The organism is Occallatibacter riparius (assembly GCF_025264625.1).
GTDB lineage: Bacteria > Acidobacteriota > Terriglobia > Terriglobales > Acidobacteriaceae > Telmatobacter > Telmatobacter riparius.
Map to the genome: position 1 here is coordinate 730,359 of NZ_CP093313.1, position 14,133 is coordinate 744,491.

The window sequence follows — 14,133 nt, forward strand, 5'->3', positions numbered from 1 at the left end:
GCAGTTATACGAGCGCTCTAGGGGAAGGATTATTTCTACTCAACTGTTCCCCCGGAAGTGGGCTGCGCCATGTTTTCCCTTCTAGTCTTGCAGTGCACGGAGGCCGATTTCCTGGTTGAGATTTCGGCTCATGGTGGGTTCTTGCATTGCCCTTGGAAGGCCTGATCGAGAAAGCCGATGACGATAACGGCGGTTGGATACGATGCGCAAAGTGAAGTGCAAGCTGACGGGAACGGGCTTGCCCGGCCGCCGCATCCAGAGAGTACGGCTGAAGGCATCCGATTGCGGGAGACGTTTGGAAAGCTCCTCTGGCGCCGGTGGGGACCGTATGCCAGCGAGCGTTCGTGGGGGACAGTTCGCGAAGACTACAGCCCAAATGGCGCGGCTTGGGATCATTTGTCGCACGATGCCTCGCGGAGCAAGGCTTACCGGTGGGGCGAAGATGGGATCGCAGCAATTTGCGATCGATACCAGTTGCTTTTATTCGGGCTCGCTCTCTGGAATGGGGAAGATCCGATCCTGAAGGAGCGGCTTTTCGGACTAACTCCGGCGGAGGGGAATCACGGCGAAGACGTAAAGGAGTATTACTTCTATCTCGATAACACTCCGACTCACTCTTACATGAAGTACCTCTATAAGTATCCGCAGACACGGTATCCGTATGAGCGGTTGACTGAGGAGAACAGGAACCGCGCAGGCAAGGGTCTCGAATTCGAATTGCTGGATACCGAGATCTTCGACGAGGACCGGTACTTCGACGTGTTTGTGGAATATGCGAAGTCCTCGGCCGAGGACATCTGCATACGGGTTGAGGCGGTCAACCGCGGTCCAGAGGCTGCACCGCTGCATTTGATTCCGCATCTCTGGTTTCGCAACACGTGGGCATGGGGTGAGACGCGCGGCGTGGCGCCTGTCATTGGGGAGGGACCCGACCGGGAACAATCGATTAGTCTTCTCGCCGACGACACGCATGCAGACCGCTTGAAGAACCTTCCGTTCGAATACCACCTCGGCCAGCGCTATTTGTTCGCACCTGACGGGGGAGAGCGTCTCTTCACAGACAACGAGACAAACGCAGAGAGGTTGTACGGAGTACCGAGCGCGAGCCGGTACGTCAAGGATGCGTTTCATCGCGCCATCGTCAAAGGCGAGACAGAGGCGGTGAACTCGAACCGGACCGGAACGAAGGCATGCCTGCATTACGCATACAAGGTGCCTGCCGGAGAGTCTGTCGTGTTGCTTCTGCGGCTTTCCGCCGAAGCGCCATCGGACCCGCTAAGAAACGTTGAGCAGATCGTGAAGACGCGCCGGGCGGAGGCTGATGAGTTTTATGCGACCATTCAACCGCCGAACGCGACAGACGACGAGAAGTTGATACAGCGGCAAGCATTCGCAGGCCTGTTGTGGTCGAAACAGAGCTACTTATTCGATGTGAACGCATGGTTGGAGGGCGATAACTCCAATGCGCCACCGCCCGCTTCTCGTGCAGCAATTAGAAATCGGCATTGGCGGCACCTCAACTCGATGCGCATCCTATCGATGCCGGATAAGTGGGAGTACCCGTGGTTCGCAGCTTGGGACCTTGCGTTTCACACTGTACCGTTCGCAATCATTGATCCGGAGTTTGCGAAGGAACAGCTCTTCCTGATGCTGTTCGAACAGTTCCAGCACCCCAACGGGCAAATCCCCGCCTACGAATGGGAGTTCTCCGATCTTAATCCTCCAGTGCATGCGTGGGCAGTGTGGCGCGTGTATGCGATGGATAAGGCGCGCCAAGGGAAGGGCGACCGTGAATTCTTGGAGAAATGCTTTCATAAATTGCTGATCAACTTTGCATGGTGGGTCAACAAGGTTGATAGCGCGGGGAACAACGTTTTCGAAGGCGGATTCCTCGGGCTGGATAACATCACGGTGATTGATCGCAGCGACAAACTGCCGGGAGGGGCGGTTCTAGAGCAGTCGGATGCCACAGGCTGGATGGGCATGTTCTGCCTGAACCTCATGCGCATTGCGCTCGAACTGGCAGTGGAAAGCAAAGCATATGAAAGCCTGGCCCTGAAGTTCTTCGAGCACTACATCTATATTGGCGCAGCCATGAAGAACATGGGAGGCCGTAGCTACTCGCTGTGGGACGAGGAGGACGGCTTCTTCTATGACGTGCTGCGATTCCCGGACGGGAGTTTCCACAAGTTCAAGGTGCGGTCCCTGGTTGGGATCATTCCGCTCTATGCCGCGGAGACGCTTCGGCTTGCAGACATTGATGGGTTTCAGGAGTTCCAAACCAATTTCCTGTGGTTTGTGAGGAATCGCAAGCAGCTCACTGAGAGCTGCTGCCATTATGTCGAGTGCAAGAACCAATACGAACTCACCGTGGTGAATGAACAACAACTGAGGCGAATGCTGGAGAGGCTCGTCAGCCCCGACGAATTTCTCTCTCCGTTTGGAATTCGAAGCTTGTCCAAGTTCCACGAGTCTCATCCGTTCCAATTTGGCTACAGCGAAGTTCGCTACGATCCAGCCGAGTCGGACAACAAAATCAAGGGCGGTAATTCCAATTGGCGAGGCCCTATTTGGTTCCCGACGACTTTTCTGATCATTGAGTCGCTGCGGACTCTCGGCGCGGGCTATGGCGACGACTTCAGGATCCGTATTCCAGGGCAGTCCGGTGAAAAGAATCTACTGGAGATTGCGCGCGAAGTTGCCAATCGGATGATCAGGATCTACACGCGGAACGAAGAGGGTGAAAGGCCGGTATACGGCGGCACGCGGAAGTTCCAACAGGATCCGCACTGGAGGGACCTGATCCTGTTTTATGAGTTCTATCACGGGGACAATGGCGCCGGGATTGGAGCCTCTCACCAAACCGGATGGAGCGCGCTTGTCGCTGCTCTTATTGATGATTGGAGGCGCTGAGACCGTGTGCGACGCGCGAGTGATTGAGGTCCGGCGATGAGAGTCAGACTACTTGGATCGTGTGCGGCCGACATTTCCCGCCAATATGTGTCCAGCTATTTGATCAATGATTCAGTAGCAATCGACGCAGGCAGCCTTGGATTCTGGCGGACACCACAAGACCAAGAGGCGGTTAAGCATGTTTTTCTGACGCATGCACACACAGATCACATCGCCAGTTTGCCCATCTTTATCGAAAATGCGTGGACGCCGACCGGGGATTGTCCAACTGTATATGGGGGTATTGAGACCCTCGAGGACGTACAGAAGCACATATTCAATAACCGGACGTGGCCGGATTTCATCGCGATCTCCAAGACCATGCCTCCGTTTCTGCGCACCGTCGTACTTCGACCCGAATTGCCGGTGCAAGCGACGGGGCTCACAATGACTCCGGTACCGGTCAACCACTTAGTCCCCACTTTTGGCTTTGTTGTAAGCGACGGAGAGAGCGCGGTCATCTTTGGAGGCGACTCGGGCCCTACCGATCGGCTTTGGGAGATCGCTCGCAAAACACCCGGAGTACGCGCCGTTTTTCTTGAGGCGTGTTTTCCCAACTCGATGTCGCGTCTTGCCGAGGTGTCACGTCATCTGACGCCGCAGATGTTCGCGGCTGAAGCCGCGAAATTGCCGCCGGGGACCCGCTTCATCGCTGTTCATATCAAGGTGCGTTATCGCGATCAGGTGATTCAGGAATTAAGTGAACTCAACATGGCCAATCTGGAGATCGGCGAATGCGAGGAAGAATACCGCTTCTGAGGTGCTGGGCCTCTGAAACGGCTGCGGCGAACGAGGGTTTATGACCATAGCGAAGAGATTGGCTTTCCTACTTGCGTTACCGATTGTAGTGCTCATAGCGCTGAGTGGTTTCGTAGTTTATGAATTGGCCGGCATCGAAAAACAGAGCCGCTTTGTAAGCGAGCAGCAGATTGAAAGCCTCGCCGCGCTCGGCAATATCTCGAGGGAACTTGGCAATGCGAGGGTGGAGTTGCGCAACAGTCTGCTTGCCGAAGATCCGGCTTTGACTGCGCAAACGGCTGCGGAATTCGACAAGCACGTTAAAGCAACAACGGATCTGCTTGCTCACTATGGAGATACTCTTGTTTCGGACGAACAGGACCGGCGGCAATATCTTGAGTTCCGCGAGCTATTCCACGACTGGACCTCGGAGTCCAGGAGGCTGATAAGTTCGTCAGCCGGCGGACATCGAGCCGAGGCCCGATCTCTTTTGCTGTCGGGGTATATGCCGGATCTAGGGGTGCGCCTCAGTGAGGCACTGTCGTCATGGATCGACCATAACGAGGCTCTGTCGCGGCACGCAGGGAGGGAAGTTTCAGGCTCTGTTGGGAGGCTTCTGCGAAACTTGTTGATCGCGACCGCAAGCGCAATGCTCCTTTCCTTCGCTTTCGGATACTTCACATTCCGCCGCATCGTGCACCCGATTCGGGGATTGCAGAACTCGGTACAGGCAATCGCAGGGGGCGATTACATACAGGCAGTGCCGTTCACAACGATGGCCGGGGAAACAGGGGACCTGGCGCGCTCCATTGAGGTGCTTAAGCAAGATGCGTCGGAAACATCGCAGCAGCGCTGGTTGAAGGCGAGTGTTGCCAAGCTGTCATCGATCCTGCAGGGTGCTGAGTCGATTCCGGCGTTCGGCGAGAATCTGTTGTCCGAAATCGTGCCACTTCTCGGCGGGGGCGCGGCCGCATTTTACGTGCGCGAGGGCGATGCTGGGCGCTTTCGGCGAGCAGCAGGTTATGGAATGGCCGACGGATGCCCGGCCGATTTCATCACGGAAGACGGGGGTCTGGCTGGTGAGTGTGTACGTCAACGAGTGCCCCTCACGGTGAAGAGTCTGCCCAGCGCCTATATCAGGATCTCGTCGGCATTAGGCTCTGCTCCGCCGGTGGAGACGACGGCCTGGCCGATTCTCTCTCTCGACTCAGTGCTGGCGGTGCTCGAATTTGCCTCGTTCCGCGAGCTGAGTTCCAGAGAGAAGGCATTGACAGAAGAATTGATGCCGGTTGTGGCACTGAATCTCGAAGTCCTGTTGCGCAATCTTGCCACACAGCAACTACTGCTTCAGACTCAGCAGCAGGCGAAGGAATTGGAAGCGAGCGAGGAGCGCTCACGCCTCATACTCGGGTCCACAGCGGACGGAATCTTCGGGACAGACGCGGACGGAGTCATTACGTTCATCAATCCTGCGGCCTGCCACATGCTTGGCTTCGCTCAGGAGGAACTCCTTGGCGGACATTCACACGCAATGTTCCATCACCATCATCCTGACGGGAGCGACTATCCCAAGGAACAGTGTCCGATGTTCGCGGCTTATGCGCATGGCACTTCCAGCCACGTCGACGACGAGTTCCTGTGGCGCAAGGACGGCAGCGGCGTCCCGGTTGAGTATGGCGCGAGACCGGTGTTCAAAGACGGAGCCGTGATCGGATCAGTCGTAAGCTTTACCGATATCACTGAACGGCGAAAGGCAGAAGAGCGCCTCCGCGAGACGGAGCGGTTCTTCCGCAGCGTTTTGGAATCTGCGCCGGATGCAATGATGGTCGTTGGCCAAGATGGCACGATACGGATCGCGAACGCACAGTGCGAGAGAGTGTTTGGATATACCCGCGAGGAGTTATCGGGCCAACCTGTGGAGATGCTGGTGCCGGAGGACATCCGAAGGGGGCACCCTGCTCTGCGAGAGGGATTTTTCCATGCCCCCAGTGCCCGCCCAATGGGAGCAGCTCTAGCCCTGGCGGGCCTGCGGAAAGACGGCTCGCTGTTTCCGATTGAGATAGGCCTGAGTCCGTTACCCGCGAAGGGCAACGAATCGGCGCAGGTAGCCGTATCGATCAGGGACATCACGGAGCGGAAGGAGCAGGAACGGCAGATCATCGAGGCGAGACAGAAGGCCGAAGAGGCCACTGCGGCCAAATCGATGTTCTTGGCAAACATGAGCCACGAGATCAGGACACCGATGAACGCCATCATCGGCATGACCCACCTGGCGCTCAAGACCGATCTCACGCCGAAGCAGGCAGACTACCTGACGAAGGTGCGGTCGGCTGCCGGAACACTGCTGGGAATCATCAATGACATTCTCGACTTCTCAAAGATCGAAGCGGGCAAACTTGACATCGAAAATGCGGAATTCCAGTTTGAGAACGTGCTCCAGAACCTGATCACCGTAGTTGGCCAGAAGGCGGAAGAAAAAGGGCTGGAATTTCTGGTCTCGGCGCAATCCGACATTCCACCAAGTCTGGTGGGTGACCCGCTGCGGCTCGGGCAAATTCTCATCAATCTGGTCAACAACGCCGTGAAGTTCACTCAGCACGGTGAGGTCGTTGTGTCGGTTGCCGTTGAGGAGCGCGCATCCGACCGGATCACTCTGGGCTTTGCTGTCAGGGACACGGGTATCGGTATGACGCCGGAGCAGTGCTCACGGCTGTTCCAGGCATTCTCCCAGGCGGATACGTCGACGACGCGCAAGTTTGGAGGGACTGGCCTGGGGTTGTCGATCAGCAAGCGGCTGGTGGAAATGATGGGTGGGCGAATCTGGGCGGAAAGCGAGCCCGGCGTGGGCAGCACTTTTCGCTTCACTGCCTCATTCGGGATTGGATCGCAACAACACCAGCAGAGGTTTGTTCCCGATCTGGCTGGGCTCCGCGCGTTGGTGGTGGACGATAACGCTCAGGCGCGCGAGATTCTCTGCGATGCGCTTCGGGGGTTCGCACTACGCGCCGATTCAGTTGATTCGGGCCGCGCCTCTCTCCAGGCGCTTGCGAGCGCCGATGCAAGCGACCCCTACCATCTGGTGCTGATGGATTGGAACATGCCCGAGATGGATGGCATTCAATCAAGCGCTCTGATCCGAAGAGATTCAGGGTTGAAGAACATGCCGCGGATTGTGATGGTTACCGCATTTGGGCGCGAGGAGATCCGCCACCAGGCAGAACAACTTGGAATTGATGCGTTTTTAACGAAGCCAGTGAATGCCTCGGTCTTGTATGACACGCTGATGGGGCTATTCGGAGCAGCAAGCCTGGGACACGCTGGAGGGACATCCCACAAAGCCGGCGCGGCGGAACACAATGCGCGCGGGATACGCGTGCTCCTGGTGGAAGACAACGAAATGAATCAGCAGGTCGCCACCGAACTGCTGGAAAGTGCCGGAGCTGTGGTGACCGTGGCGAATCATGGTGGCATTGCGGTGAAGGTTCTGCAGGAGGGCCCGCAGCCACCACCGTTCGATGTCGTCTTCATGGATCTGCAGATGCCGGAGATGGACGGCTTCACCGCGACTGGAATACTCCGTGCGGACCCGCGGTTCCATGAGCTTCCCATCATCGCAATGACTGCTCACGCATTAGTGGAAGAGCGCGAACGCTGTTTGAAAGCGGGGATGAATGACCACGTTACCAAGCCGATCGATCCAGACGCGCTGTTCGCCGCTTTAGCGCGCTGGACCAAGCCGCGCGAGACTACCGTAGCGGAGGTCGACGATGCGGCACCCGCAGAGGACAGCGAGCCCACTCTGCAAATTGAGGGCGTGGATACCATTGGAGCGTTGAACCGAGTTGCGGGGAACGCGCGCCTCTACCGAAGGCTGCTGGAACAGTTCGTTACGAAGGAAGCCGATATGGACGATCGGATCGGCGATGCTCTTTCGATGGAGGATCGAGAGAGTGCCGAACGGCTTGCCCACACATTGAAGGGTCTGGCCGGCAACCTGGGAATGGGCAGCGTGCAAGCCGCGGCGGCAAAGGTTGAGAAGGCGATCCGAGACGGCGCCGCTGAAGCGCCTGCATTCCTCACCGAGTTGAAAGGCGTTTTCCGGTCGCAGGTGGGCCGGATTCGGGCGGCTTTAGGGAGTGCGGCGACCCCGGTCGCTTCACAGGTTCCATTCGACGCCGAGGCGGCCGGAAATTCGATCCGGCGCCTCTTGTCGATGATCGACGCCAATGATGGAGACGCAGCCGACATGGTGGAGGATGTGACTGCAAACCTGGCGGCGAGGATCGATCATGACCGGCTCAACTCATTGCGTGACTCGATCTCCGAATTTGATTTCGATGCGGCGCGAACAAAGTTAGTGCAGATCGCAGCGGATTGCAGTCTGCCTGTTGGGTGAGCACATGACGAGCAGCGATGATAAGAAGACCATTTTGCTGGTTGATGACGCGCCGGCCAACATTGAGGTCGCTCGCGAGATTCTAAAAGGGGTTTTCAGGACACGCATTGCCACCAGTGGCGCCAAGGCACTTGAATCCGTCAAGGTCTCGCCTGCTCCGGACCTGATTCTGCTCGACGTGAAGATGCCTGAGATGGACGGTTACGAAGTTTGCAGGCGATTGAAGCTTGACCCCGCGACCCGCGAGATTCCGGTGATCTTTTTGACCGCGATGACCGAAGCCGCCGACGAAACCAAAGGGTTTGATATGGGAGCGGTCGATTACATCCACAAGCCCTTTTCACCGCCGGTTGTACTCGCGAGGGTTCAGACTCATCTAAATCTCCGCGAAACACGCGAACAGCTGGCGCGAGAGAAGCAGCTTGTTGATCGTCTCCTTGACAATATTCTGCCTCCGGCAGCTGTTAAGGAATTGAAGACGACCGGGAAGGTCGCGCCTCAGCGGTTCGAGAACGTGGCGGTTCTGTTTGTTGATCTCGTCAGCTTCACGGCATTCTGCGATCGGCACGCGCCGGAGGAGGTCGTGAGCGCCTTGAGTGACTTGTTTCTGATGTTTGAAGAGACGGCGAGCAGATACGGACTCGAGAAGATCAAAACGATTGGTGATGCGTTCTTGGCAACGGCAGGCCTGCTCAATCCCGTGGCCGAGCCACTCAGGGCAGCGGTTAGCTGTGCGCTGGACATCGTGGCCGCGACGCCTCATATTCGAGACGGATGGCGCGTTCACGCCGGGGTCCACCTCGGCCCCGTGATGGCGGGCATTGTGGGTCGTGAGCGGTATCAATTCGATGTCTGGGGCGACACCGTGAATGTAGCTGCACGGCTCACTTCAGCCGCATCGCCTAACTCGGTGGTGCTCACCGAATCTCATGCAGCGCTGCTTTCAGGACTAACCATTGCTCCACGAGGCAAAGTAGAGCTGAAAGGCAAGGGCCTGGTGCCTCTGGTCGAGATATCGGCCAGTGCATTGTTTCCTGTAACTACTCAGTTGGCGTGAGGCGAAGCGAGATGATGGTGGCCAGGGACGGGATTGAACCGCCGACGCCGGCCTTTCGGAGGGCCGCGGACGGATACGGCGCTTCGCGCAAAAGCCCGCGCGGCTTGAGATTTTCGTTTGATCGGAATGGTGGCCAGGGACGGGATTGAACCGCCGACGCCGGCCTTTTCAGGGCCGCGCTCTACCACTGAGCTACCTGGCCTCAGTGCAGACTGCGTTGCAAGATCCTGTGCGGGAGTCCGGCGACGCCGGAGGAGGGTGGGTTTCCTCGAACAGTGGGCTGCAACAACTTTTGTGAGTATAGCAACTCACGGGGCGATGAGCCAAACAGGGTAAATGCGTCGGGAGCAGGCTCCATATTTTTGTGGCTTGCGAGCGGAAACACTGCCCTAAACTGGAAAGCACCTATGCGAGCTTACCTCGGGTTCCCTGCCCCCATTGTCCTGTGTCTTTCGTTTGTTAATGTTGCGGTTCAGCCGGCTGCAACCCAGCCAGTGCCCGTTCGAAGCCGCGCGGCAACGGCAGTGGCCCGTTCCGCCGATGAGGCACGGGCAGAACGAGCCTACGACGAGGCCTTGAAGGCTGGGCCACTGACATTGCGGGCTTTCCTGGTGAAGTTTCCCAAAGGGGCGGATCTGCATGTGCATCTTTCGGGTGCGGTGTATGCAGAAACGTTCATTCGCGATGCGGGCGAGGACAAATTGTGCGTCGATCCGGAGGGGAAGAAGTGGGCGCGCGACGGCCAGGGCAATCTGCTGAAGGAGCCGTGCCCGGGACAGTTGGTTGCCGCGTCCGTACTTACGGGGCACTCGCTGAAGTCGGCGGACCAGGACCTGTATGACGCGCTGGTGAACTCGTTTTCGATGCGGAGCTTTGTGCCGTATGCCGGGTTCAGCGGGCATGACCAGTTTTTTGCGACGTTCGGCAAGTTCGGTGGGATCGACAAGCGGCATACGGGCGAGTGGGTGGACGAGGTGGCGAGCCGGGCAGCAGAACAGAATCAGCAGTACCTGGAGCTGATGCAGACGCCGGTTTTCTCGCACGCGACGATGATTGCAAAGGGGATCGGTTGGCCGGAGGGACAGGTCGATTTTGCCCAGCTACGGCAGAAACTGCTGGATGGCGGGCTGCGGGACGAGGTCGCGCCAGACATGGAGGATGTGCGGAGTTCGGAGGAGCAGCGGAAGCAGATTGAGCACTGCGGGACGGCTGAGGAGGCTCCGGCGTGCGAGGTTGAGGTGCGCTACATCTATCAGATTCTGCGCGCCAGCCCGCCAGAGATAGTGTTTGCGCAGACGCTGCTCGGGTTCGAAACCATCCAAAAATCGATGGATACGGGCGCCGACGGGTTTGTCGGGATCAACTTTGTGCAGCCCGAGGATGGGTTCGTCTCGATGCGCGATTACGCGCTGCAGATGAAGATGGTAGGGTATCTGCATTCGGTGTATCCCAAGGTGCATATCTCGTTGCATGCAGGCGAGTTAGTTCCGGGCGTGGTGACGCCGGAGGGGCTGCGGTTCCACGTGCGGGAGGCGGTGGAGACCGCGCATGCGGAACGAATTGGCCATGGCGTGGACGTGATGTACGAGACAGATGCCGCTAAGCTGTTGAAGGCAATGGCTGAGAAGCATGTGATGGTGGAGATCAACCTGAGCTCGAACGAGGGCATTCTGGGGGTTAAGGGGGAGGATCACCCGCTGCCTCTGTATATCAAGGCGCATGTTCCGGTGGCGCTTTCGACCGATGATGAGGGGGTCAGCCGCATCGATCTGACCAATGAGTACGTGAAGGCGGCGATGGAGTATCACCCGTCGTATCAGCAGCTTAAGATGTTCGCGCGGACGGGGATGGAGCATGATTTCCTGCCTGGAGACAGCTTGTGGGCGGAGGGGGATGATTTTCGCGCGGCGCGGGGGGCCTGCCGGGGACAGTTGCTGGGCGGCGACAATCCATCGGGTGGATGTAAGTCATTGATAGAGAAGAGCCAAAAGGCTACGGCGCAGTGGGAACTGGAGCGGCGGTTCCGGGCGTTTGAGGCGGCGTTCTGAGAGGCCGGGATGGATAACGAGCGGGTTCGGGCGATCTGCATGGCGCTGCCCCACGTGTGCGAGACGGTGAACTGGGGGCACCACCTCGTGTACTGGGTGGGTGATCGGGATATCGGTGGGAAGATGTTCGCGATGACGGACCTCGATGGGTCTGGGACCGGGGTGCTGTGGTTCCACTGCGGGGCGGAGCGATTCCATGAGCTGCTGGAGGTGGAGGGGATCTCGGGTTCGCCGTACCTGGCCAAGGTGCACTGGGTGACGGTGGACCGGTGGGACGTGCTGCGGCCTCGGGAGATTGAGGACGAGTTGAAGCGGGCGCATGCGCTGATCTATGAGAAGCTGCCGCCGCGGACGAAGAAGGTACTCGCGCTGCCGGAGAAGGAGCGGAAGAAGGTTATCCGGGAGAGGAAGCGAGTGCTGGCGGAGAAGAAAAAAGGCTAGCAATCGCCCTGCATCAGGCTGACACGACGGATAGAAGGCGTGTAGAGTTGTCGCGTCGAAAAAGTCCCTGGGAGGGCCCCGGCGCTTCCCATTCCCCAGCGAAGCTCAACCGGAGAGGTCCCCTCAATATGCCCAAAACTACGCGTTGGCTCCTCAGCCTGTCGGCTGCATGTGCCTTTGCCGCGCTGCCGGCGTTTGCCCAACAGGATAAGAGCGAAGATCCGGAACTGCGAGAGATGGAGCAGTACACGCTCACGATGGAGAACCTGACGCGATGGATGGATGTGATGGTATCGCTGCAGCCGGTGGCGAACAGCCATCCTGACGACCTGAAGGCGCTGGAGATTGATGGGGACAAGGACGAGTCGCTTGACCAGTTGGCGAAGAAGATCTCAGCGGTGCCGGCTCTGGTGGACGCGATGGCGAAACACGGGTTCACTCCGCGGCAGTTTGTGCTGGAGGAGATGGTGCTTTTCCAAGCCAGCATGGCGGCGGCAATGATGCCAGCGGGCGCGAATGAGGCGGAACTCGCGCATAAGGCCCACGTGAATCCGGCGAACGTGGCGTTTGTGCGGCAGCACAAGGACGAGATTGAGGCGATGCAGAAGAAGTACGCGCCGCAGGGCGGAGACGACTCGAACCAGTGACTTCGGCCTGGGTCATTTGCTGGGTGTTTACGGATAAGTAATATGGCGCGATCAATGTTGAAACGACCTAGTTTTTCCACTATGAGAATTTGGATATGCCTATGTGGTCTATTCCGTTTGCGTTACATAAAAATTGGCGAATATATGGAGAAGTAAAAAAGGGGGGAGGGGTAGCTAATTTTCTGGTAAACGCAGTGCCTGACTAGTTACTCCCCTTCTGATTCCCCATTGTCGGGGCTGTTCGCAGGCCGTGTCGAAGCCTTTGGCGACGGATGTTGATGAATATTGAAGGGGCTCGGTGCACGCCGGCTGTCATGATGGGTCATCTGAGTTCCTCTTTGGGCAAAGAAAACGCCCGCCGGTGGCCGGCGGGCGTTTGTTTTGTCCTCTATATCCAGTATGGCATATTCGATCAGTAATCCGCAAAAACTTTTCCACATTTTGTAACGAGCGGATTCAGTGGGTTAGGTCTGTTTTCCACAGTTGACAGGGCTTGACAGGATTTCGGGAGAGAGGCCGAACGGCGGGGCCAGCTTGCATTCTTCCCCGGGTCCAAATACGAGGAGGCGGGGGGTTGCCGACGCAGAGGCTTAGCCCTGGATTGGATCGGCTAGGGCTTGTGACAGCTTTCTGCTCAGCAGTACCCCGGCGATCAGGAAGTAAATTGCACCGAAAATGGCGTAGCCCCCCATGTCCTTCGCGTGCAACTTGCCGCCTAGGCCACCGAGTACAAAGGCAATTCCTGCGGCAGTCGATTGGAGGCCGCTCAGGATCATCGCCCATTGTCCGCCGAATTGCTTACGGCGGATGAGCCCGGCAACGAGTTGAAGCGCGCCGGCTCCGAATGCCCAGGCACCGAAAATCGCGATTGAGTATGCCGGTTTGCTAGAGATGGTGAAGCCGATTCCGAGCGCAACAGCGGAGCCCAGAAGAGCATTGATGATCTGCGAGGTCCTGGCGTCCCCTGTAAGACGTGAGGCTCTGAGATCGTACAACGTGCAGGCGACGTCCCAAAGCGGGTAGACGATCAGCAAGATGGAAGCGACATCTGGCTGCGCAGATGCGGTGGAAAGGACAGCGGCAGCCCACAACGCCTGGAAGACGGTACGCACAAAGTAAAGGTTCCGCAAAGAGCGAGCTGATCCGTTGAAGTGATTTTGCATCGAAAGGTTCTCCTCTATCTTCTAGTTGGTAGATTTTCCGGACACGCAGAAATCTTACAATCGACCTCTGCATTTCAGTTCTTGGCTGGATTGAGACGCTTAAGTGCTGTTCCGGTCACGATCCTGAAGACGTCACCATCGCCGGTGGCGCGCGCGGAGAGCATAGCCCCGTGCACGACTGCCATTAGAGCCTGGGCCTCGGAGGCTGCAGAGTCTTGCAATTTGAGGACGCCTGACTTTGCTCCAGCCTTCAGAGTTCGCTCGAGCCATTCGCTTAATGCTGTGAAATGCAGACGCACTTCGGCTTGTACTTCCTCGGGCAAGGACGGGAGTTCTGCTCCCATGAGTGCAGCAACGCAGAACGGGACCGTACGCGCGCGTATGCATCCCTCCCAGTAGTGGACGTATGCGTGAAGACGTTTGCGTGGATCTTCGATCTCGCGGTCGAGTTGTCTGGTTCCTTCAATCGTCTTCTCTCGATGGCTCTTGAGAACGGCCACTGCCAAGGCAGCTTTTGTAGGAAAGTGATGATGGATGCTGGGTTTCCTGATTCCTACTGCATCGGAGATGTCGGCATAGCTGAATGCCGAATATCCTCTCTCAATCATCAGGGTCTCCGCCGATTTCAGGATGCGTTCTGCCGTTTCTCCTCGCATGCAGAGTAGACTACCAACTAGTCGGTTTGGTTGCA

At 57.6% G+C, this 14,133-nt stretch carries 9 protein-coding genes, 1 tRNA gene and 1 pseudogene; 8 read left to right on the forward strand and 3 right to left on the reverse strand.

Annotated elements, in window-relative coordinates; translation table 11 throughout:
- The first annotated feature begins 177 nt into the window (after positions 1-177).
- From MOP44_RS02785 to MOP44_RS02805, 5 genes and pseudogenes are all read left to right on the forward strand, one after another.
- The gene (locus tag MOP44_RS02785; RefSeq protein ID WP_260794376.1) at positions 178-2,913 is read left to right on the forward strand and encodes an MGH1-like glycoside hydrolase domain-containing protein; all 2,736 of its coding nucleotides are present in this window, start codon (positions 178-180) and stop codon (positions 2,911-2,913) included.
- Between the two features lie 87 nt (positions 2,914-3,000).
- A complete protein-coding gene (locus MOP44_RS02790; RefSeq protein ID WP_260794377.1) occupies positions 3,001-3,711 on the forward strand; it encodes a 3',5'-cyclic-nucleotide phosphodiesterase in 711 nt (236 codons plus the stop codon).
- Positions 3,712-3,751: 40 nt separating this feature from the next.
- Positions 3,752-4,210 (forward strand): annotated as a pseudogene (locus MOP44_RS27970) (MCP four helix bundle domain-containing protein); the annotation flags it as partial.
- 105 nt (positions 4,211-4,315) lie between these two features.
- A complete protein-coding gene (locus MOP44_RS02800) occupies positions 4,316-8,086 on the forward strand; it encodes a response regulator (protein WP_260794379.1) in 3,771 nt (1,256 codons plus the stop codon).
- Between the two features lie 4 nt (positions 8,087-8,090).
- The gene (locus tag MOP44_RS02805; RefSeq protein WP_260794380.1) at positions 8,091-9,143 is read left to right on the forward strand and encodes an adenylate/guanylate cyclase domain-containing protein; all 1,053 of its coding nucleotides are present in this window, start codon (positions 8,091-8,093) and stop codon (positions 9,141-9,143) included.
- A 127-nt stretch (positions 9,144-9,270) separates the two neighbouring features.
- Here the strand turns inward: MOP44_RS02805 and MOP44_RS02810 are convergent.
- Positions 9,271-9,345 (reverse strand) — tRNA-Phe (locus MOP44_RS02810).
- A gap of 322 nt (positions 9,346-9,667) precedes the next feature.
- Here MOP44_RS02810 and MOP44_RS02815 point away from each other — a divergent pair.
- The 3 genes from MOP44_RS02815 (at position 9,668) to MOP44_RS02825 (ending at position 12,279) form a co-directional block, all read left to right on the forward strand.
- The gene (locus MOP44_RS02815; protein ID WP_260794381.1) at positions 9,668-11,191 is read left to right on the forward strand and encodes an adenosine deaminase family protein; all 1,524 of its coding nucleotides are present in this window, start codon (positions 9,668-9,670) and stop codon (positions 11,189-11,191) included.
- Positions 11,192-11,200: 9 nt separating this feature from the next.
- On the forward strand, positions 11,201-11,632 hold the full coding sequence (locus MOP44_RS02820; RefSeq protein ID WP_260794382.1) for an MmcQ/YjbR family DNA-binding protein: 432 nt from the start codon (positions 11,201-11,203) through the stop codon (positions 11,630-11,632).
- Between the two features lie 128 nt (positions 11,633-11,760).
- The gene (locus MOP44_RS02825) at positions 11,761-12,279 is read left to right on the forward strand and encodes a hypothetical protein (protein ID WP_260794383.1); all 519 of its coding nucleotides are present in this window, start codon (positions 11,761-11,763) and stop codon (positions 12,277-12,279) included.
- Positions 12,280-12,869: 590 nt separating this feature from the next.
- Here MOP44_RS02825 and MOP44_RS02830 read toward each other — a convergent pair.
- Both MOP44_RS02830 and MOP44_RS02835 read right to left on the reverse strand, forming a co-directional pair.
- The gene (locus MOP44_RS02830) at positions 12,870-13,442 is read right to left on the reverse strand and encodes a hypothetical protein (RefSeq protein ID WP_260794384.1); all 573 of its coding nucleotides are present in this window, start codon (positions 13,440-13,442) and stop codon (positions 12,870-12,872) included.
- Between the two features lie 74 nt (positions 13,443-13,516).
- On the reverse strand, positions 13,517-14,098 hold the full coding sequence (locus tag MOP44_RS02835; RefSeq protein WP_260794385.1) for a TetR/AcrR family transcriptional regulator: 582 nt from the start codon (positions 14,096-14,098) through the stop codon (positions 13,517-13,519).
- Between the last annotated feature and the right edge of the window lie 35 nt (positions 14,099-14,133).

Coding starts and splice junctions, on each gene's coding strand:
- MOP44_RS02825 (WP_260794383.1), top strand. CDS start 11,761: ATGCCCAAAACTACGCGTTGGCTCCTCAGCCTGTCGGCTGCATGTGCC.
- MOP44_RS02785 (WP_260794376.1), top strand. CDS start 178: ATGACGATAACGGCGGTTGGATACGATGCGCAAAGTGAAGTGCAAGCT.
- MOP44_RS02820 (WP_260794382.1), top strand. CDS start 11,201: ATGGATAACGAGCGGGTTCGGGCGATCTGCATGGCGCTGCCCCACGTG.
- MOP44_RS02830 (WP_260794384.1), bottom strand. CDS start 13,442: ATGCAAAATCACTTCAACGGATCAGCTCGCTCTTTGCGGAACCTTTAC.
- MOP44_RS02835 (WP_260794385.1), bottom strand. CDS start 14,098: ATGCGAGGAGAAACGGCAGAACGCATCCTGAAATCGGCGGAGACCCTG.
- MOP44_RS02805 (WP_260794380.1), top strand. CDS start 8,091: ATGACGAGCAGCGATGATAAGAAGACCATTTTGCTGGTTGATGACGCG.